General features: G+C 67.6%; 22 protein-coding genes. 10 read left to right on the forward strand and 12 right to left on the reverse strand.

The genetic code is table 11. From position 1 onward, the window contains the following. Positions 1-21 precede the first annotated feature (21 nt). The 5 genes from ACZZZD_RS11635 to ACZZZD_RS11655 are packed head-to-tail and all read right to left on the reverse strand — an operon-like array spanning position 22 to position 3874. Entirely contained in the window at positions 22-507 is a 486-nt protein-coding gene (locus ACZZZD_RS11635; protein ID WP_159847368.1) for a Fur family transcriptional regulator, read from the reverse strand. Between the two features lie 27 nt (positions 508-534). Further along, positions 535-978: a ribosomal protein S18-alanine N-acetyltransferase gene (gene rimI / locus ACZZZD_RS11640; protein WP_463435204.1), complete on the reverse strand. Its 444-nt coding sequence runs from the start codon at positions 976-978 to the stop codon at positions 535-537. Next, complete coding sequence (gene tsaB, locus ACZZZD_RS11645; RefSeq protein ID WP_463435206.1) at positions 975-1655, reverse strand: tRNA (adenosine(37)-N6)-threonylcarbamoyltransferase complex dimerization subunit type 1 TsaB; 681 nt, start codon at positions 1653-1655, stop codon at positions 975-977. Before tsaB ends, rimI begins: the two co-directional genes overlap by 4 nt. Positions 1656-1700: 45 nt before the next feature. Beyond that, positions 1701-2261: a NifU family protein gene (locus ACZZZD_RS11650; protein WP_463435208.1), complete on the reverse strand. Its 561-nt coding sequence runs from the start codon at positions 2259-2261 to the stop codon at positions 1701-1703. 50 nt (positions 2262-2311) lie between these two features. After that, entirely contained in the window at positions 2312-3874 is a 1563-nt protein-coding gene (locus ACZZZD_RS11655; protein WP_463435210.1) for a helicase HerA-like domain-containing protein, read from the reverse strand. 99 nt (positions 3875-3973) lie between these two features. Here ACZZZD_RS11655 and ACZZZD_RS11660 point away from each other — a divergent pair, with 99 nt between their 5' ends. Beyond that, positions 3974-5113: an AI-2E family transporter gene (locus ACZZZD_RS11660; RefSeq protein ID WP_463435211.1), complete on the forward strand. Its 1140-nt coding sequence runs from the start codon at positions 3974-3976 to the stop codon at positions 5111-5113. Here ACZZZD_RS11660 and obgE read toward each other — a convergent pair whose 3' ends face one another. The 6 genes from obgE to nepR all read right to left on the reverse strand — a co-directional run bounded on the left by obgE (position 5114) and on the right by nepR (position 10644). Further along, the gene (gene obgE, locus ACZZZD_RS11665) at positions 5114-6160 is read right to left on the reverse strand and encodes a GTPase ObgE (protein ID WP_463435213.1); all 1047 of its coding nucleotides are present in this window, start codon (positions 6158-6160) and stop codon (positions 5114-5116) included. Between the two features lie 52 nt (positions 6161-6212). Further along, positions 6213-7667, reverse strand: a complete 1455-nt coding sequence (locus ACZZZD_RS11670) for an NAD-dependent succinate-semialdehyde dehydrogenase (protein WP_463435215.1) — start codon at positions 7665-7667, stop codon at positions 6213-6215. Positions 7668-7760: 93 nt separating this feature from the next. Beyond that, positions 7761-7898 (reverse strand): entericidin A/B family lipoprotein, encoded by a 138-nt coding sequence (locus tag ACZZZD_RS11675; RefSeq protein WP_184279633.1) that lies wholly within the window; start codon positions 7896-7898, stop codon positions 7761-7763. 86 nt (positions 7899-7984) lie between these two features. Continuing rightward, on the reverse strand, positions 7985-9652 hold the full coding sequence (gene phyK / locus ACZZZD_RS11680; protein WP_463435217.1) for a sensor histidine kinase PhyK: 1668 nt from the start codon (positions 9650-9652) through the stop codon (positions 7985-7987). A 102-nt stretch (positions 9653-9754) separates the two neighbouring features. Next, complete coding sequence (locus tag ACZZZD_RS11685; protein WP_463435219.1) at positions 9755-10366, reverse strand: sigma-70 family RNA polymerase sigma factor; 612 nt, start codon at positions 10364-10366, stop codon at positions 9755-9757. Beyond that, a complete protein-coding gene (gene nepR, locus ACZZZD_RS11690) occupies positions 10363-10644 on the reverse strand; it encodes an anti-sigma T factor NepR (RefSeq protein WP_463435220.1) in 282 nt (93 codons plus the stop codon). The genes ACZZZD_RS11685 and nepR overlap by 4 nt, the downstream gene beginning before the upstream one ends. A 120-nt stretch (positions 10645-10764) precedes the next feature. On the opposite strand from nepR, the gene phyR reads away from it, so the two are divergent. From phyR to ACZZZD_RS11705, 3 genes are all read left to right on the forward strand, one after another. Further along, a complete protein-coding gene (gene phyR, locus ACZZZD_RS11695; protein WP_463435221.1) occupies positions 10765-11559 on the forward strand; it encodes an anti-anti sigma factor/receiver protein PhyR in 795 nt (264 codons plus the stop codon). Between the two features lie 302 nt (positions 11560-11861). Then, positions 11862-12893 (forward strand): NADP-dependent oxidoreductase, encoded by a 1032-nt coding sequence (locus ACZZZD_RS11700; RefSeq protein WP_463435223.1) that lies wholly within the window; start codon positions 11862-11864, stop codon positions 12891-12893. A gap of 23 nt (positions 12894-12916) precedes the next feature. Continuing rightward, positions 12917-13324 (forward strand): acyl dehydratase, encoded by a 408-nt coding sequence (locus tag ACZZZD_RS11705; protein WP_372691415.1) that lies wholly within the window; start codon positions 12917-12919, stop codon positions 13322-13324. Positions 13325-13384: 60 nt separating this feature from the next. Here ACZZZD_RS11705 and ACZZZD_RS11710 read toward each other — a convergent pair whose 3' ends face one another. Beyond that, positions 13385-14161 (reverse strand): SapC family protein, encoded by a 777-nt coding sequence (locus ACZZZD_RS11710; protein ID WP_463435226.1) that lies wholly within the window; start codon positions 14159-14161, stop codon positions 13385-13387. Positions 14162-14278: 117 nt separating this feature from the next. Here ACZZZD_RS11710 and ACZZZD_RS11715 point away from each other — a divergent pair, with 117 nt between their 5' ends. From ACZZZD_RS11715 to ACZZZD_RS11740, 6 genes are all read left to right on the forward strand, one after another. Then, entirely contained in the window at positions 14279-14767 is a 489-nt protein-coding gene (locus ACZZZD_RS11715; RefSeq protein WP_463435228.1) for a Fur family transcriptional regulator, read from the forward strand. A 17-nt stretch (positions 14768-14784) separates the two neighbouring features. Next, entirely contained in the window at positions 14785-15660 is an 876-nt protein-coding gene (locus tag ACZZZD_RS11720) for an alpha/beta fold hydrolase (protein ID WP_463435230.1), read from the forward strand. Between the two features lie 79 nt (positions 15661-15739). Continuing rightward, positions 15740-16405, forward strand: a complete 666-nt coding sequence (locus ACZZZD_RS11725; RefSeq protein ID WP_463435232.1) for a nicotinate-nucleotide adenylyltransferase — start codon at positions 15740-15742, stop codon at positions 16403-16405. A gap of 144 nt (positions 16406-16549) precedes the next feature. After that, the gene (rsfS, locus tag ACZZZD_RS11730; RefSeq protein ID WP_159847318.1) at positions 16550-16984 is read left to right on the forward strand and encodes a ribosome silencing factor; all 435 of its coding nucleotides are present in this window, start codon (positions 16550-16552) and stop codon (positions 16982-16984) included. A gap of 4 nt (positions 16985-16988) precedes the next feature. Continuing rightward, on the forward strand, positions 16989-17453 hold the full coding sequence (gene rlmH / locus ACZZZD_RS11735) for a 23S rRNA (pseudouridine(1915)-N(3))-methyltransferase RlmH (protein WP_463435234.1): 465 nt from the start codon (positions 16989-16991) through the stop codon (positions 17451-17453). A 1-nt stretch (position 17454) separates the two neighbouring features. Continuing rightward, positions 17455-18534, forward strand: coding sequence for a murein hydrolase activator EnvC family protein (locus ACZZZD_RS11740; protein ID WP_463435236.1), 1080 nt, complete (start codon positions 17455-17457; stop codon positions 18532-18534). Positions 18535-18544: the final 10 nt, after the last annotated feature.

Here is an 18544-nt window from a genome sequence, read left to right on the forward strand (position 1 = left end):
GCGCCCCGACAAGACGGGCGTTCAGCCCGCATCCACATCGGCGGGATCGACCCGCGCGGCGTGGCGCGTGAAGATCAGGCCTTCGCGCTTGGACGGCTCGGCGCCTTCGATGGCCACGCCGTAAAGCTCAAGCTTGTGGCCGATAAGCTGGAAGCCCAGCCGCTCCGCGATCTCGGACTTCAGTCGCTCGATCTCGGCGTCGAAGAACTCGATCACCTCGCCCGACTTGGTGTCGATCAGGTGGTCGTGGTGGTCGTCGCCGGCTTCTTCATAGCGGCTGCGGCCATCGCCGAAGTCGTGCTTCTCGACCACACCCGCCTCTTCGAACAGGCGCACGGTGCGATAGACGGTGGCGATCGAGATGTGGGGGTCGATGGCCGAGGCGCGGCGGTACAGCTCCTCGACATCGGGGTGGTCTTCGGCGTTCGACAGCACGCGGGCGATCACCCGACGCTGTTCGGTCATACGCATGCCGCGGTCGGCGCAGAGTTTTTCGATCCGGTCCATGCGCCTAGAATAGGGGCTCGGATCGCATCAGGGAAGCGGCACGTTGGCCTGATCCACACAGAGATCGCGGCTCATCACCAGGGCGTCCGTCCGAGACCCGTCGGCGGCCGCATAATAGGCCTTTCGACGGCCGATCTGACGGAATCCTGCGCGGTCATAAAGGGCGCGGGCGGGGGCGTTGTCCTCGGCGACTTCGAGAAACAGCCGCGCGGCGCCGGCCTGTGTCGCAGCGACGGCCGCATCTTCGACCAGACGGCGGCCTAGGCCAACGCGGCGGGCCGTCGGAATGACCGCCAGGGTCAGGATTTCAGCCTCGTCCAGCACGATGCGGATCAGAACGAAGCCGCCGGGTTCCGCGATCGCAACGACGCCGGGCTGAGACAGCAGGTCGGCGAACTCGCGCGCGCTCCAGGGGGCCGCAAAGGCCTGGGCATGAAGGGCGGCGAGGGCGGCCGGGTCCGGCGCGGTCATGACGCCGGTTGGCGCGGCTGGCCTGGCAGGCGGCTGGGCGGGGTCGCGTCGGGCGCGCGAAGGTAGAGCGGACGCGGCGGATGCGTCGCCGGGTGGGCGGCGGCGGCGAGACGAGCCAGGGCTTCCGGCGACGGGGCGACGCGGTCGTCCATCCTGGCGAACTTCAGGTCTGGGAAGGCCTCCGCCAGCACCGCTCCGCCATTGCCGACCAGGGCGACGTCGCCCCCGATCTCGCTGATCCGTCGCGCCGCCTCTTCCAGCGACAGGGCCTCGTCTGGCCCCAGGGGCGCGTCGTTTGCGAACATGCGGGCGTAAACCTGGCCGCGACGGGCGTCGATCAGGGCTGCAACCGGCCCTGTCGCCTCCTCCAGCGAGGCGGCGAGGGCATCCAGGGCGGAAATGCCGACGACGGGCCGATCCAGCGCCGCGCCCAGTCCCTGGGCGAAGGCCAGACCGACACGCAGGCCCGTAAACGATCCCGGTCCGACCGTGACGCCGATCCGATCCAGGCTGTCGAAACCGCCGCCCGCCTCGGCCATCACATCACGAACCAGGCCGCCCAGCCGTTCCTGATGGCCTTTGGTCATCGGTTCGAACCGCACTGCCAGGGGGCGGCCGTCCTCGAACACCGCCGCCGTGCAGGCGCCGAGCGCCGTATCGATCACCAGAAGTCTCATGGGCGTCTTCTAGGCGGCGCGGGACGGAACCGCCACCGGCGCCGATCAGAGGGTCTGCTCGACCCGCGTCACTTCCGGCACATAGTGGCGCATCATTTGTTCGACACCCGCCTTCAGCGTCGCCGACGACGAGGGGCAGCCGGCGCAGGCGCCGCGCATCCGCAGGTTCAGAACGCCTGTCGATTCGTCGAAGGAGTTGAACAGGATGTCGCCGCCGTCCTGGGCCACGGCCGGGCGGATGCGGCTGTCCAGCAGGGCCTTGATCTCGGCGACGATCTCGCTGTCGTCCTCGGCATGGCCGTCGGCCTCGGCGCTTGCGCCACGCGTCAGCGGCTGGCCCGAGACGAAATGATCCATGACGACGCCCAGGATCGGCGCCTTCATCTCCGACCACTCCGGCCCTTCGGGCTGGCGGGTCACGGACACATAGTCGGCGCCGAAGAAAACGCCGTCGACGCCTTCCAGCTCGAACAGGGCCTCGGCCAGGGGCGAGGCCGTCGCCTCATCGATCGTGCGATATTCCAGCGCGGCGGCCGGCGACACGTCACGGCCGGGCAGGAACTTCAGCACGTTCGGATTGGGCGTGGGTTCGGTCTGGATGAACATGGGCGGGAGATGCGCTCGCCCCCGCCCCGTTGCAAGACCCTGCGCTGAACCTAGCGCCGTTTCAACCCGCCCAGCAGGCCGCGCATCAGTTCGCGGGTCAGGGTCGATCCGGCGGTGCGAAGGACCGACTTGGTCATGGCCTCGATCGGTGTTTCGCGCGTGGAACGACGGGCCGGGGTCGCTGTCGCACGCGCGGCCCGCGCATCGGCCTGAGCCTGCGCTTTCGCTTGCGCCTGGGCCGCCTTCTCATCGGCCTTGGCCTGAACCTGAGCGGCCTTGTCGGCCTCAACCTGAGCCTTCGCCTGAGCCGCTGCCTGATCGGCGGCGCCGTGGCGGTTGGCCAGGATTTCGGCGGCGGATTCGCGGTTCAGCACCTGATCGTAGAGACCGCGCACCGGGCTGGCGGCCATGATCGCCGCGCGCTCGGCGTCGGTCGCCGGACCCAGGCGCGAGGCGGGGGGACGGATCTTGGTGCGGGCCACGATGGTGGGAGCGCCCTTTTCGTCCAGCGTGGACACCAGCGCTTCGCCCACGCCTAATCCCTGGATCGCCTCGGCCGTATCGAAGGCGGCGTTGACGCGGAAGCTCTGCGAGGCGGCCTTCAGCCCCTTCTGCTCCGACGGCGTATAGGCGCGAAGGGCGTGCTGGATGCGGTTGCCCAGTTGGGCCAGAACGCTGTCGGGGATGTCGGCCGGGTTCTGGGTGACGAAATAGACGCCAACCCCCTTGGACCGGATCAGGCGGACGACCTGTTCGACCTTCTCCAGCAGGGCGCGCGGGGCGTCGTTGAACAGCAGGTGGGCCTCGTCGAAGAAGAAGACCAGGCGCGGCTTTTCCGGGTCGCCGACCTCGGGAAGCTGTTCGAATAGTTCCGACAACAGCCACAGCAGGAAGGCCGCATACAGGCGCGGGCTGTTCATCAGCTTGGTCGAATCCAGCACATTGACCTGGCCCCGGCCGTCCAGGCCGACGCGGATCATGTCTTCCAGCTTCAGCGCCGGTTCGCCGAAGAAGGCGTCGCCGCCCTGTTGTTCGACCTGCAGCAGTGAGCGCTGGATGGCGGCGATGGAGGCGGGGGCGACATTGCCGACCTCGCGCCCGATCCGCTCGGCGTTCTCGCCGACATAGACCAGAAGGCTGCGCAGATCGTCGAGGTCCAGCAGCAGCAGACCTTCCTTGTCCGCCACATGGAAGACGACGGTCAGCACCCCCTCCTGCACGTCGTTCAGGTTCAGCATCCGCGCCATCAGCACCGGGCCGATCTCGGACACCGTCGTGCGGATGGGATGGCCCTTCTGGCCATACAGGTCCCAGAACACGGTGGGCGCGGCGCGCGGCGTCAGGGTCAGCCCCATCTCGGTCGCGCGGGCGACCAGTTTCTCGTTCGGGGCTCCCACTTGGGAAATGCCGGACAGGTCGCCCTTCACGTCGGCGCAGAAGACCGGCACCCCGGCGTCGGAAAAACCCTGGGCCATGATCTGCAGCGTGACCGTCTTGCCCGTCCCGGTCGCGCCGGCGACGACCCCGTGGCGGTTGGCGCGGTTGAACAGCAGGCTTTCCGGCTGAGCGGCGTCGGACTGGCCGAGGAACAGGCCGGGAAGGGCGTCGGGCATGCAAGGTCTCCGATGGGCGTCTCGAACAAGGTCTAGCGCGTTCCAAACGCGGTCGGAACAGCGATTGACGCCGACGACGGGCGGTTCGACAACACGGGCATGAAAAGTCCCGTCGCCATGCCGTCCTCGGTCGCAGCCCGCAACGCCCTGGGGGTCATCGCCACGGTGGCGGCCGGGGCGGCGGTCTATTGGCTGCGGGATATCCTGACCCCGTTGGCCATGGCCATCTTCCTGCTGATCATGATCGACGGAGTGAAGCGCTCGGTCGAGGCGCGCACGCCGCTGAACAGCCGATGGGCCGGTGTCGCAGCCCTGACCCTGGTGGTGCTGGCCTTCTTCGCCTCCATAGCCATCATCGTGAACGGCGCGGCCGGCTTCTTCGGCGAGGCCTCGGGCGTGTCCCAGAACATCGGCCCGCGCATCGATCAGATCATTCGCGACGTCTATGGGCTGGTGCGGCTGACCAACCCGCCGACGGCTCAGGATTTGATCAACGGCGTCGATGTGCGCGGCTACCTGACGTCGATGGCCTTCCAGGTTCAGGGCATCGCTTCGGGCGCCTTCTTCGTCCTGATCTATCTGGGCTTTCTGCTGGCGTCCCAGATCGGGTTCCGCAAGAAGATCATCGCCATGTTCCCGTCCGAGGCCCAGCGTGACGAGGCCGTGGCGGTGTTCCAGCGCGTGCGCGGCGGGGTAGAGGGCTATATCTGGGTTCAGTCGGTGACCGGGGCGATGATCTGTGTCGTCGCCTGGATACTGATGCGGGCGGTCGGGCTTCAGAACGCCGAGTTCTGGACCTTCGTCATCTTCATCGTCGGCTTCATCCCTGTGTTGGGCGGGGCGGTCGCGGGCCTGGCGCCGCCGCTGTTCGCCCTGGTCCAGTTCGAAAGCTACTGGCCGGCGGCGGTGCTGCTCGTGGGCCTGCAGGTCATCCTGTTCGTCGTCGGCAACTTCATCCAGCCGCGCATGCAGGGCGACAACCAGAACATCGACCCGGTCGTGGTGCTGCTGGCCCTGGCCTTCTGGGGCAAGATGTGGGGCGTTGTCGGCATGTTCCTGTCCACCCCGCTGGCGGTGATGGCGATGGCGATCCTGGCCGAGTTTAGAGGCTCGCGCTGGATGGCGATCCTGCTCTCCGGCGACGGCGAACCCTATGCGGACGAGGACAAGAAGCCCGCCACGCCGAAATCGACCCGGCGCAAACTCAAGCCTGAGCCCGAGCCTGCGCCGGAGGAGTGATCAGGGCTGCCAGCCGCTGATCTGATCCGTGTCGCCGTCGCCGGCCAGGGCGCCGCGCGTCTTCTTCACCTCGGCCCAGGCGGCGCGCAGCAGCGCCGGCACGCCCTCGCCCGACACGCCGGAAACCAGCATGGGGCGGCGACCGGCGACGGCTTCCAGTTCGGCCGCCTTCTCCTCGCGCGCCTCGGGCGTCAGGGCGTCGATCTTGTTCAACGCCAGGATCTCGGCCTTGTCGGCCAGGCCCTCGCCATAGGCCTCCAGCTCGCCCCGGATGATCCGGTAGGCCTCGGCCACGTCGTCCTGGGTGCCGTCGATCAGGTGGATCAGGCTGGCCGAGCGTTCGACGTGACCCAGGAAGCGCGTGCCCAGACCCGCGCCCTCGCTGGCGCCTTCGATCAGGCCGGGGATGTCAGCGATGACGAACCGCTCGGACGGCGACAGGTCCACCATTCCCAGGTTCGGCGCCAGGGTGGTGAAGGGATAGTCGGCGATCTTGGGCTTGGCCGCGCTGGCCGCCGACAGGAAGGTGGATTTGCCCGCGTTCGGCAGGCCCGCCAGACCGATGTCGGCGATCAGTTTCAGCCGCAGCCAGATCCAGCGTTCCTGGCCGTCCTGGCCAGGGTTGGCGTAGGTCGGCGCCTGGTTGGTCGGCCCCTTGAAGCGCACATTGCCCCAGCCGCCGTTGCCGCCCTTCAGCAGCAGCTCCATCTTGCCGGCCGTGTCCATGTCCAGCAGGACCGTTTCCTTGTCCTCGTCCAGCACCTGGGTGCCGACGGGCACCTTCAGATGGATGTCGTCGCCCTTGCCGCCGTGCATCTGGCGGCCCTGGCCGTGGTGGCCGGTCTGGGCCTTGAAATGCTGCTGGTAGCGATAGTCGATCAGCGTGTTCAGCCCATCGACAGACTCGATCCAGACATCGCCGCCCTTGCCGCCGTCGCCGCCGTCCGGCCCGCCGTTAGGGATGAACTTCTCGCGTCGGAACGACACGGAACCGCCGCCGCCGTTGCCGGAGCGGATGTAGATCTTGGCCTGGTCGAGGAACTTCATCGCGGGCTTATGCCAAAAGATGACGGCGAATTACAGGCCTGCCCGGCTGGCGCTATTTCAGCGCCAGCGTGACCGTCTTGATGTCCACATATTCGTCGATGCCGTGAGCCGAGCCCTCGCGGCCATAGCCCGACTGTTTGACCCCGCCGAACGGGGCGACGGCGGTGGAGATCAGGCCGGTGTTGACGCCGCACATGCCCGCCTCGATCCGGCGGCTGAACCGCATGGCCCGATCCAGATCGCGCGTGAACAGATAGGAGGCCAGGCCGAACTCGCTGGCGTTGGCCTTCTCCAGAACCTCCTCCTCGGTATCGAAGGCGAAGACGGGGATCATCGGGCCGAAGGTCTCTTCCTCGCGGAACAGTGCGTCGTCGCCGCCCAAGGTCACGGTCGGCTGGAAGAAGCGGCCTCCCAACTCATGGCGCGAGCCGCCGGTCAGCACCTTGCCGCCGTCGGCCTTGATCGCCGCCACGTGTTTCTCGACCTTGTCGATGGCCTTGTCCTCGATCAGAGGCCCGACCTTCACGCCCTCTTCGAAGGCGTTCCCGACCACAATCTTCGCCACTTCGGCGGCCAGTTTTTCAGCATAGGCGTCAGCGACCGACCGTTCGACATAGACGCGGTTGGGACAGACGCAGGTCTGGCCCGAGTTCCTGAACTTGCCCTTGATGGTCTCGGCCACGGCCAGGTCCAGATCGGCGTCGGCGAAGACGATCAGCGGCGCCGCGCCGCCCAGCTCCATCGACACCCGCTTCAGCGTCGGGGCGCACTGTTCCGCCAGCTTGCGGCCCACGCCGGTCGAGCCGGTGAAGGACAGTTTGCGCATATCAGGGCTGTCGGTCAGGGCCTTGCCGATGGTCGCGGCGTCGCCCGTCACGATGGACAGGGCGCCTTTGGGCAAGCCGGCTTGATAGGCCAGTTCGGCCAGGGCGATGGCGGTGAAGGGGGTCTGGCTCGCCGGTTTGACAACGGCGGTGCAGCCGGCGGCGAAAGCCGGTCCCAGCTTCCTGGTCAGCATGGCAGCGGGGAAGTTCCACGGCGTGATCAGGGCGCACGGCCCGACCGCTTCGCGATAGGTCAGGATCAGATGGCCCAGCGGACTGTCCTGGGTCTCGCCGATCAGGCGCTCGGCCTGGCCCGCGAACCATTTCAGGAAGCCGTTGGCGTAGGTCACCTCGCCCTTGGCCTCCTCGAACGGCTTGCCGTTCTCCAAAGCCATCAGCGCGCCCAACCCCTCGACATTGTCGTCGATCAGCGCCGCCCATTTGCGCAGGAAAGCGGCGCGCTCATGAGGGTCGCTGCGGGACCAGGTCTTGAACGTCTCGGCCGCCGCCGTGATCGCCAGTTCGGTCTCGGCGGCGCCCAGGTCGGGGACATAGCCGATGATTTCGCCCGTCGCCGGATCATCGACGGCGATGCCTGCACCGTTCGCAAGGATGGGCTCTCCGGCGATCAAGGCGTGCTGGCGTAGCAGCGCAAGGCCGGCGTGGCGGGCGGTGTGGTTCACGCAAAAACTCCTGTCGCAGTCCTGAAACGAACAAGGCCCCGACGATGCGGGGCCTTGCAAGTCCGACGATGCAGCCGAGGCTGCGGCCGTCGATTAGTTCTTGGCGTCTTGGGCGGCGCCGGTCACGGCCGAGCCGGCGGCTTGGGTGTCGCGGCCCACGCCTTCAACGGTGTTGCAGGCGGCGGTGGTCAGGGCGGCGGCGGCGGCGACCAGAACGAAAATCTTGCGCATGAGTGAAGCTCCGAGGTTAGCCGGGGTGAAACTCCGCCGGTCTTGCCACATCAACGCGACGCCACGGCTGCGGTTCCGTCGCCGCTCTATGCCTTGTCCGCCGGATCGGTGGGCGCCAGGGCTTCGGGCGTGGCGAAGGTCATACGCGCGATGGTGCCGCCGCCGGGGGGCGTATCGAACTCGGTTTCGCCGCGCAGCTGTTTGGCGAAGGCGCTCATCAGGGTGCGGCCCACGCCGACTTCGGCGCCGGCCTGTGCGCCTGGGCCGTCATCCTCGACCTCCAGCACCGACTTCTCGCCCTGCACGCGGAAGCGCACCTTCAACTCGCCGCCGCTGCCGGCGAAGGCGTGTTTCTGGGCATTTGTCACCGCCTCGACGAGCCATAGCGCCAGGGGCGCCAGCTTGTCGGGATCGACGTGCAGGGAATCGGCGTCCACGGAACTGATGACCACCGGCCCGCGCCCCGCCTCGCTGGAAACAAGCTGGCCCACCAACTCGTTCAGGAATTCGCGCGCATCGGCATGGCGGATGTCGTTGCTCTGGTAGAGGGTGCGATAGATCAGGGCCAAGGCCGAGATGCGCTGACGCGTGTCGCCCAACGCCGCCTTTGCCGGGGCGTCGATCAGGGCGCGTTGCTGCATCGACAGCAGGGAAGAGATGATCTGCAGGTTATTCTTCACCCGGTGATGGATCTCGCGCATCAGCGCGTCCTTCTCCGCCAGGGCGTCGGTCAGCTCGCGATCTCGAACCGTGATGGCCTCAGCCATCTCGTCCAGAGTGCGGGCCATGGTGCGGATTTCAGCCGGGGCGTTCATCGCCTGTAGCGGTCGCACCGAAAACCGGCCGCGCGCATAGATGGCCGCGACCCGCTCCAGATAGTCCAGCCAGCGAATGAAGATGCGTTCGGATAGCAGCATCACCGCCGCGAACGCCGTCAGCCAGGCGCCCAGCGGCAGCAACAAGGTTCCGATCGGATTGAGCCGCGCCCAGGACAGCAGACCCGGCGCCGGCGCCGACAACAGGGCGTAGAGATCTCCGCCCGCCAGCGCCGCACCGGCATAGTCGCGCCGGTGGTTCTGAACGTCCTTGGCCTCGAACACCGCCGACCCCTGGTCGCGAGCGCGGGCGACCCATCCGGCGATGTCGTCGCCGTCAGACAGCCTGAAGACGTCGGGATCGCTGGCGGTCAGGATACGCCCCGCGCCGTCGGTCAGCGCAGCCTCCGCGCCCGAGGGCAGGGCAGGATCCGCGACGTCGGGCTGCAGGGCGGACAGGGGGATGACGGCGACCATGGCCCCGTCGAACCGGCCCATCGGCCGTTCGGCGCGGGTCGCCACGATCAGCGCGCCTTGATAACCGGCTCCGTCGGGGGCGCGTACGACGACCAGTTCCTCACCGTTGCGCAGCCGCTGGAACCAGGTCGCCTGTGCGGCAGGCGCAACGCCGGAACGCAGCCCGTCCGTGCGGCCGGAGGCGCAAACCGCCTCGCCGGTCGGGCTGATGCGATAGAGGCCTTCATAACCCTCCAGCCGCCCGACCAGGGCCGTCAGGCGTGGCGCGCAATAGGGGCCGAGGGCATCGGGGCTGAGCGCGCGCAGCAGAACCTGGGCGCTGTCCAGTTGGGCCTTGACGTCGGACGCGCTGCGTTCGGCCGCAAGTTGCAGATCGATCTGACGGTCTTCCGCTTGTTTGCGGAAATCCGCCTGGGTCTGGATCAGGCTGAGGACGAAGATCGGCAGCAAAGCCATCGCCATGGCTGTGCCCAGCCGAAAACGAATGCCTTGAAACCGGTCCGTATTCCACGTGCGACCGAGGCGCGGCCTTGAGGCGTCTCTGGTCGTCTCACTCACCGCCGGTCAGTTCCGGGCGCCGGCCAGCCTGTCGGCCTCGCCGAGAATGGTGCGCATGGCGTCGCCCGCCGCCTTGCCGTCACGGCCATAGCCGCCCTTTTCCAGCGTGGCCGCAAGCGCACGGCGCGCCCGACTGACGCGGCTCTTGACCGTGCCGACCGCGCAGCCGCAGATTTCGGCCGCCTCCTCGTAGGCGAAACCGCCCGCGCCGACCAAAATCAGGGCCTCGCGCTGTTCTTCGGGCAGGGTCTTCAGCGCCTGACGCAGTTCGTCCAGGGCGACGGGCGCCTCGGGATCATCGACGGCGACCAGCGTCCGCTCGGCGGCTTCCTGATCGAGTTGCGACTGACGCCAGGACCGCCGCTTTTCGGAATAAAACTGGTTGCGCAGGATCATGAAGGTCCAGGCCTTCATGTTCGTGCCCATCTGATACGAGGCGCGAGCGTCCCACGCCTTCATCATGGCATCTTGCGCCAAGTCATCGGCAGCGGTGGGATCGCCGGTCAGGGTGCGAGCGAAGGCGCGCAAATGCGGGATCAGGACCACCAGTTCACGCTTGAAGCCTTCATCGTCAGCGGACGCGGGCTTGGGGGCGGCCCCCAGGCGAGACGTACTCATGCGGCGCTATCCGCAGCCTTGGCGTCAGCGCGTTTCAGGATGTCGAGGAACTCGTCGGGGACGGGTTCATTCACCACCTCGTCGAACATGTGCCGCAGCTTTACGCCGATGGCTTGCTGGCGAAGCCGAGCTTCTTCAAGCCCCGCCTCCCCCTTCTTGTCAGCCGCTTTCGGCCGAGAGGAGTCGGAAGAATCAATCATAGACAGCGCAAAGCCCACCCAACATTCATCGCGGAGATGCCCGACCCTAACGCCTTCCTGCAAGCCCGGTTCCTGCATGAACCGGTTTTAATGCTGGAGCTCGCCCTCCGTGCGGAACCGTGACGCCTATGCTACGTTTAGCCTTCCTGTAGCGCCTCCCTTGCCGGGACGGCGGGTGATTTGTCGGGGACTATCTGAATGAGCCTTTTGGCCAGACTCGCGCCGCATCTTCCTTATGTCCGCCGTTATGCTCGCGCGCTGACCGGCGACCAATCCACCGGAGACAACTACGTTCGTGTCGCGCTCGAGGCCCTGGCCGCCGGCGAGCAGCAGCTGTCGGCCGACATGACGCCGCGCGTGGCCCTGTACCATGTCTTCCACGCCATCTGGTCGTCGACCGGCGCCCAGCTTGAGACGGGCACGCTGGAGACGACGGGCAGTGACGCCTCGCAGCGTCTGCTGCGCATCGCCCCGCGTTCGCGCCAGGCCTTCCTGCTGACCGCCCTGGAAGGCTTCACCCCCTCGGAAGCCGCCCAGATCCTGTCTGCGGATCCGCGCGATGTGGAGCGCCTGATCGCCGACGCCCAGTCCGACATCGACGCCGAACTGGCGACCGACGTGCTGGTGATCGAGGACGAGGCCATCATCTCGGCCGACATCCAGAGCCTGGTCAAGGAACTGGGGCACCGCGTTACGGGCACCGCCACGACGCATGACGAGGCCATCGACGCCGTCGCCCGTCACAAGCCTGGTCTGGTCCTGGCCGACATTCAGCTGGCCGACGGTTCGTCAGGCATCGACGCGGTCAAGGACATCCTCAAGACCCTGGATGTGCCGGTGATCTTCATCACGGCCTTCCCGGAACGCCTGCTGACCGGCGAGCGTCCTGAGCCGACCTTCCTGATCACCAAACCGTTCCAGCCGGAAACGGTGAAGGCGGCGATCAGCCAGGCGCTGTTCTTCCACCCGTCGCGTCAGAAGGAAGCGGCGTAAGCCGCAACCTTTCACAGACGACGAAAGGCCCCGTTCGCATTCGCGTCGGGGCCTTTTTGCGCCTTCAGTAAAAAACGCACTCGTCGGGAACCGGTGTTCCCCCTCGTCGTTATCGGAATGTGGAGGCGGCGACGCCCCCCGACTTGATCAGCGATAGCTGATCTTGCCGCCTCCGCGCCTCATTCTCGATGATGCCACTTCAAAGCGGTCCGCAAGGGCCGCTTTTTTCTTGGTCATGGCTCGACCGCCGTGCGCGCCGGGGCCAAGGTGGTGGTCAAAGAAAACCCACGGGAGAGACGGGCATGGCCTCGACGAACGGCAAGACGAACCGACAATGGGTGCTGCGCCAGCGCCCCAAGGGCCTGATCCAGCCCGGCGACCTCGAACTGGTCGAGACGGCCATCCCCGATCTGAAGGAAAACGAGGTGCTGGTCCGCACCGTCTATCTGTCGCTGGACCCGACCAACCGGACCTGGATGAACGATTCCGAAGGCTATCTGCCGCCGGTCGGCCTGGGCGAAGTCATGCGCGGCCTGACCCTGGGCGTGGTCGAGGCCTCGCGGTCCAGCCGCTTCAAGTCCGGCGACGTGGTCATGCCGACCTCGGGCGGCTGGGCCGACTACGCCGTCGTGCCTGAAGGCGGCCTGCGCCCCGTGCACCGCGCGCCGGGCCTTCCGCTGACGGCCAATATGTCGGTGCTCGGCATGACCGGGCTGACCGCCTATTTCGGTGTCACAGACGTGCTGAAGGCCAAGGAAGGCGAGACCATCGTCATTTCGGCGGCGGCGGGCGCCGTCGGCTCCATCGCCGGCCAGGTGGCCAAGCAGCGCGGATGCCGCGTCATCGGCATCGCCGGCGGGCCCGAGAAATGCGCGTGGCTGACCGACGAACTCGGGTTCGACGCCGCCATCGACTACAAGAACGAGGATGTCGGCGAGGCGCTGGATCGTCTGGCTCCCGACGGTATCGACCTGAACTTCGAGAACGTCGGCGGCGACATCATGATCGCCGTCTTCAACCGGCTGAAGGTCCACGGCCGGATGGCGGTCTGCGGCTTGGTGTCCTCCTACAATGCGACCAAGGCGCCGCCGTCGCCGAATTTTGCGCGCATCATCACCCACCGTCTTCAGGTCCAGGGCTTCCTGGTTCTGGACTATGCCCCGCGCGCCCGCGAGATGGTCGCCGAGATGGGGCCGTGGCTGGCGGATGGCCGGGTGAAGTGGAAGGTTCACGTCGATGACGGCCTGGACGGCGCGGTGGATTCGTTGAACCGCTTGTTCACGGGCGATCACGACGGCAAGCTGCTGGTTCGTGTTTCCGAAGAACCCGCCTGAAGCCGATACGGAAAGTCCCGCCCATGAGCGATCCGCTGCACGTCCATTTCGAAGACCTGGAAGTGGGTCAGGTCGTGCCGCTGGGCGCCTGCGCCGTCGATCAGGCGGCGCTGGACGTATTCATCGAGCGGTTCTCACCCGGTTGGGATGTCGCCTACGGCGCGCCGGACGCCATGGTCTATGTGCTGTGGAGCCGGCTGGCGGCGGACAAGTCCGGCGGCTGGGCCCAGACCAAGGTCCTTGCCGTCGATGGCCTGCGCTACATGCGCAATCCCCCGGCCGGGGAACTGCTGCGGGGCCGGATGACTGTGATGGGCAAGGATCCGGTCGGGGACGAAAAAGGCATCGTCATCGCCTCGCACGACCTGCTGGACGAGGCGGGGCGGCTGGTCTTCTCCTGCCTGACGCGGGCGCTGTTCTCGCGGCGCTGAGCCCACGAAAAACCCCGCCGGCGAAACCGGCGGGGCTGAACGTCTTGGGTCGTCTTTGGCTTAGTTGACGGTCGTCGGCGCCTGGCGCAGCACGGCCAGGGCGATCAGGCGATCCCAACCGACCAGCGACACCAGGTGGGCGTAGATCTGGCCCAGGGCGCCGTTGTCACGCAGCTCGGCCAGCTTTTCGGCGGACAGGGCGCGCAGCTTGTCTTCCGACACCGCATAGTATTCGGCCAGCTTCTGCGGCTGACCCGGCGTGCCGTCGGGATTGCGCGGCGTGAAGTGGGCCTCGCGGATGTCCAGCAGGTCCAACTCGTTGATCAGCGCCACGAAGCCTTCGGTGCGCTGACGCTCCTGCTCGAAGTTGTTGCAGAACTCCATCGCCATGTTCGTGTAGTCGCTGGGCTGGCCATCGACGAACAGCGGGTTCTGGCCGCCCTCGGCGACGATCGACGCGCCGCGGTCGATGCACAGGATCAGACGCTGGTTCTGCTTGTCGTCGGCGAAGACGAACGGATAGCGGCGCACATAGGCCGGCACATAGGCTTCCGCGCGGAACTCGCCGTCGTCGGCGACGAACAGGTTCTCGTTCTGGCGCAGGCCCATCACTGCCACCGGCTGGCGGTTCTCGCCGGTGAAGATGATCGGATAGGACAGGGCGGCGGCCGAGAATTCGGTCACCGTCAGCGGCACGACATTGGTCTGGGCCACGAAGGCATAGGGCTTGTCGGTCGGATTGACGCCCAGGCCGCCGTGGATGCTCTGATCAAGCGGCTCCGGATTGACGTAGAAGAGGACATTGCCTTCGAGCGGCGAGTTGTTCGTGTCGGTCATGAAGCGAGGACGCTCTGAATGGAGATTGAAGGCGCGCCTTCTAGCCCAACCCTGTCCCAGCGGCAAACCCGCGATGCTTCAGTTGCGATAGGGGCCTTAAGCCATTAGCTGTGGCGCATGGGTTCCGCCTGCGATCACGATCATGACCACTCCGGCCTGAAGGGCGGCGCGCTGGATCGCGCCCTCGCGGCGGCTGAGGCGCGTGCAGCGCAGCGTGGCGAACGCATGACCACCCAACGCCGCCGGGTGCTGGCGCTGCTGCTGGAAACCGGCGAGCCGGTGAAGGCCTATGACCTGATCGCGCGCTTCGGCGAGGACGGCCAGGCGGCCAAGCCGCCGACCGTCTATCGCGCGCTGGAGTTCCTGGAACGGCTGGGTATGGCCCACCGCATCGCCTCGATCAGCGCCTATGTCGCCTGCACCGACGACGGCGATGCCGCCCATGCCGCCGCCTTCCTGATCTGCGACTGCTGCGGCGCCACGCGGGAGGTCAGCGGGCCTGATCAGAGCGCGATGAACGCCGCCGCATCGGCCGCCGGTTACGCCATCGCCCGCACCACGATCGAGGCGCACGGGCGCTGCGCCGCGTGCCGCGAGGCGGCTTGAGCATGGATGCGGCGCTGATGTCTCCCCCTCGGCGCCTGTCCGTCCCCATCGACAACCGCTGGGGCGCGGGCGAGATGGCGGTGCTGGACTTCGGCGATCCGAACAGGCCGGTCGATCTGATCTTCTCCCACGCCAACGGCTTCAACGCCGCCACCTATCGCAGCTTGCTGTCGCCCCTGTCGGCCAGTTTGCGCATCTGGGCGCCCGACCTGCGTGGGCATGGCCGTTCGACCCTGCCGGTCTTCACCCGTCCCAAGACCAACTGGCTGGATCACCGCGACGATCTGCTGGCCCTGCTCAAGGCCATCGACGGTCCGCCGGTGGTGATGGCCGGCCATTCGATGGGGGGGACCGCCTCCCTGCTCGCGGCGGCCGAACAGCCGGAGCGCGTGTCCAGCCTGGTCCTGTTCGATCCCGTGATCTGGAAGCGGTCTGCCGTCTTCGCCTTCAACCTGCCCTTCGCCCACCGGCTGATGGGCGCGATCCCCATCGCCAAGGCGACCTTGCGTCGTCGCAGCCTGTTCGACAGTCGCGAGCAGGCCATGGCCGCCTATCGCGGGCGCGGCGCCTTCAAGGGCTGGCCCGACATGGTGCTGGCCGATTATCTGTCGGAAGGCCTGGGCGAAGGGGAGGGTGGTTTCAGCCTGACCGCTGCGCCAGCCTGGGAAGCCGCCAACTATGCGGCCCACGCGCACGATCCCTGGCGGGCGCTGCGCCGCTATCCGGGGCCGGTGCGCATCCTGAAGGCCGAACACGGCGCCCTGACCCATGTGCCGGTCACGCTTCGCGGCCTGCCCAACGTCACGGTCGAGGTCGTATCCGGCGGGGGGCACCTGTTCCCCATGACCCACGCCGACATTGCGCGTGACGCCCTGTTCGAAGCTGCTGTCTAAGAATGATTTTTGTAGGCTGAACAAACACCCGCGCTATAAGGGCGCCGCTGAGCAAAACTCCCGCCGCCCGAGACGCCGCTTGTCCTTCTTCCACGCCGGTCCCGCGCCTAAAGGCGCCGGCCCCCGATCCGGGGCGCTGCGCGATGGCCTGACCCTGGCGCCGGGCATGAAGGTCGGCCTGTTCGGCGGCTCCTTCAATCCGGCCCACGACGGCCATGCCCATGTCGCCGAGACCGCCATGCGTCGCCTCGGTCTGGACCGCGTCGTCTGGCTGGTCTCGCCGCAGAACCCGTTGAAGGAGGCCCGCCAAAGCGCGCCGCTGGACGAGCGCATGGCCTCGGCCCGCCAGCAAGCGCGCGGTCCGTCGATGATCGTTTCGGACTTCGAGACCCGCGCCGGCGTCGCCTGGACCGTGGACACCCTGCGCCTGCTGGTCGCGCGGCATCCCGGCGTGCACTTCGTCTGGCTGATGGGATCGGACAATCTGGCCAGCTTCCATCGCTGGAGAGGCTGGACCGACATCATGCGGCTGATGCCCGTGGCGGTGATCGCCCGGCCGGGTTCGCTGCTGGACAGCCGCACTGCGCCGGCCGCCGCCCGCTTCGCCGGTTTCCGCATTCCGGCCCAGCAAGCCGGCCTGCTGCCCACGCTTGAAGCGCCCGCCTGGACCTATCTGACGGCGCCGCTCAACCCCCTGTCCTCGACAGCAATCAGGACTTCGACGGGGCGACGCGCGGCCTCGTGATCGCCCGATGATTCGGGCGCCGGTTCACGTTGCGGCCCATCCGTGCTAAAGGGCCTCTTTAGTCAACGCTCCCGGAGCCCTCCGCTGACCCCCTCGCCCGCGTATGATACGCAAGACGCCGCCGTCTCGAACACGGCGCACGAGATGGACGCTATCGAACCTCTCCATTCCGAAGACGGCTTTGAATCCGACGCTTCCCCGCGCGGTTTCGACGATTCCGCTCCGCGCCCCGTCGGCGCAACCCCGCTTGAAGAAGCCATTCTGAGCCGCCTCGACGAGGATAAGGCCCAGGACATGGTCCTGATCGACCTCAAGGGCAAAAGCGCCATGGCCGACACCATGATCGTGGCGTCCGGGCGTTCGCACCGTCACGTCGGCGCCATCGCCGACCACCTGCTGCGCACGCTGAAGGAAAACGGTCTGGGCAAGGCCAAGGTCGAGGGCCTGCCGCACTGCGACTGGGTCCTGATCGACGCCGGCGACGTGATCGTTCACCTGTTCCGCCCGGAAGTGCGCACCTTCTACAATATCGAGAAGATCTGGGCCGTCGATTCCGCCCACCGCATGGTCCGCGACTGACACCATGAAGCTGAGCATCGTCGCCATCGGCCGACCGGGCCGGGGGCCTGAGGCGACGCTCGCCGACGACTACGCCAAGCGCGCCACCCTGTCGGGACGCACGCTTGGCCTCGGTCCCCTCGAACTGATCGACCTTGAAGCCCGAAAGCCGGGCAAGGCGCCGGAGGCCGAGCTGATCCTCGCGGCCGCGGAGGGTGCGCATCTGATCGCCTGCGACGAACGCGGCAAGACCTATTCCTCGCGCGCCTTCGCCGACCACATCGCCAAGCTGCGCGACCAGGGCGAACGCCGTCTGGTCTTCGCCATCGGCGGGGCGGACGGGCTGGACGAGAGCGTGCGGGCCGCCGCCGCCTCGACCCTGGCCTTCGGTCCCCAGACCTGGCCCCACGCCCTGGCGCGCGCCATGTTGGCGGAACAGCTGTATCGGGCCGTGACCATCCTGGCCGGATCGCCATATCATCGCGACTGACATGCGTCGCGCCATTCCCCTATCGCTAGCCCTGCTGACGGGCTTCGTCTGCGCCGCGCCCGCTATGGGTCGTCAGGCGCCCGAAAGCGAGCTGTCGCGCATCCAGGCCGAATATCGCGACGAGACCGTGCGGGCGCGTCGCCTGCGCGCCGACGCCGACGCCGCCAAGTCCGAACTGGCCCAGCTGGAGCGCCGCCTGGCCTCGCTGCGCGCCGACGAACAGACCGACGACCGCCAGATCGACGACCAGCGGGCCCGCCTGCAGCAACTGACCGAACGCGAGGCCGAACTGGTCACCGACCTGACCCGCGAACGCGGCGCCCAGGGCCGTCTGCTCAGCGCCCTGCAGATGATGAGCCGCCGCCCGCCGCCGCCCCTGCTGGTGCCGGCCGACAAGGCCATCGACACGGTGCGCGCCTCGATCCTGCTCAAGGCCATGACGCCAGACCTGGAAAACCGCGCCAAGGCCTTGGGGGCCCGTCAGGCCGAGATCATGCGTATCCGCCGCCTCGCCGTCCTGTCCTCCGAACGGCTGCTGACGACCGAGAGCGCGCAAGGCGACCGCCGGGGAGAGATCGAGGGTCTGACGGCGCGCAAGACCGCCCTGACCGCCGTGCTGAACGCCGAGGCCCGCGCCGCCGAGCGAGCCGCCGCCGTGCTGGAACGTCGTATCCGCGAACTGGGCGGGGCCGTGCCCGCGACCCAGGCGGCGGAAACCCCTACGGCTCGCCTGCCCGCCGGTCGCGCCCGCCTCAGTCCGCCCCTCTCCGGCGCGCCCAGCCAGACCTGGGGCGCCGGGACTTCCGGCTGGCGCTGGCGCGCCGACCGAGCGGCCGTGACGGCCCCCGCCGACGCCAAGGTCGCCTATGCCGGGCCTCTGACGGGATGGGGCAATGTGGTGGTGCTGGACCTCGGCCCCGGCTGGCGCGCGGTCATCGCCGGCCTGGACAGCGTGGATGTGGGATCGGACGCCCGCGTGTCGGACGGCCAGACCCTGGGCCGCAGCGGCCCGGACGGCGACATCTATTTCGAGCTGCGTCGCGACGAACGGCCCATCGATCCGGGGCCGTGGTTGCAGTGAACCTGCAATA

This window comes from Brevundimonas sp. AC546 (assembly GCF_979258305.1).

Coding starts and splice junctions, on each gene's coding strand:
- ACZZZD_RS11635 (WP_159847368.1), bottom strand. CDS start 507: ATGGACCGGATCGAAAAACTCTGCGCCGACCGCGGCATGCGTATGACC.
- rimI (WP_463435204.1), bottom strand. CDS start 978: ATGACCGCGCCGGACCCGGCCGCCCTCGCCGCCCTTCATGCCCAGGCC.
- tsaB (WP_463435206.1), bottom strand. CDS start 1,655: ATGAGACTTCTGGTGATCGATACGGCGCTCGGCGCCTGCACGGCGGCG.
- ACZZZD_RS11650 (WP_463435208.1), bottom strand. CDS start 2,261: ATGTTCATCCAGACCGAACCCACGCCCAATCCGAACGTGCTGAAGTTC.
- ACZZZD_RS11655 (WP_463435210.1), bottom strand. CDS start 3,874: ATGCCCGACGCCCTTCCCGGCCTGTTCCTCGGCCAGTCCGACGCCGCT.
- ACZZZD_RS11660 (WP_463435211.1), top strand. CDS start 3,974: ATGAAAAGTCCCGTCGCCATGCCGTCCTCGGTCGCAGCCCGCAACGCC.
- obgE (WP_463435213.1), bottom strand. CDS start 6,160: ATGAAGTTCCTCGACCAGGCCAAGATCTACATCCGCTCCGGCAACGGC.
- ACZZZD_RS11675 (WP_184279633.1), bottom strand. CDS start 7,898: ATGCGCAAGATTTTCGTTCTGGTCGCCGCCGCCGCCGCCCTGACCACC.
- phyK (WP_463435217.1), bottom strand. CDS start 9,652: ATGGCGATGGCTTTGCTGCCGATCTTCGTCCTCAGCCTGATCCAGACC.
- ACZZZD_RS11685 (WP_463435219.1), bottom strand. CDS start 10,366: ATGAGTACGTCTCGCCTGGGGGCCGCCCCCAAGCCCGCGTCCGCTGAC.
- nepR (WP_463435220.1), bottom strand. CDS start 10,644: ATGCAGGAACCGGGCTTGCAGGAAGGCGTTAGGGTCGGGCATCTCCGC.
- phyR (WP_463435221.1), top strand. CDS start 10,765: ATGAGCCTTTTGGCCAGACTCGCGCCGCATCTTCCTTATGTCCGCCGT.
- ACZZZD_RS11700 (WP_463435223.1), top strand. CDS start 11,862: ATGGCCTCGACGAACGGCAAGACGAACCGACAATGGGTGCTGCGCCAG.
- ACZZZD_RS11705 (WP_372691415.1), top strand. CDS start 12,917: ATGAGCGATCCGCTGCACGTCCATTTCGAAGACCTGGAAGTGGGTCAG.
- ACZZZD_RS11710 (WP_463435226.1), bottom strand. CDS start 14,161: ATGACCGACACGAACAACTCGCCGCTCGAAGGCAATGTCCTCTTCTAC.
- ACZZZD_RS11715 (WP_463435228.1), top strand. CDS start 14,279: ATGGGTTCCGCCTGCGATCACGATCATGACCACTCCGGCCTGAAGGGC.
- ACZZZD_RS11720 (WP_463435230.1), top strand. CDS start 14,785: ATGTCTCCCCCTCGGCGCCTGTCCGTCCCCATCGACAACCGCTGGGGC.
- rsfS (WP_159847318.1), top strand. CDS start 16,550: ATGGACGCTATCGAACCTCTCCATTCCGAAGACGGCTTTGAATCCGAC.
- rlmH (WP_463435234.1), top strand. CDS start 16,989: ATGAAGCTGAGCATCGTCGCCATCGGCCGACCGGGCCGGGGGCCTGAG.
- ACZZZD_RS11740 (WP_463435236.1), top strand. CDS start 17,455: ATGCGTCGCGCCATTCCCCTATCGCTAGCCCTGCTGACGGGCTTCGTC.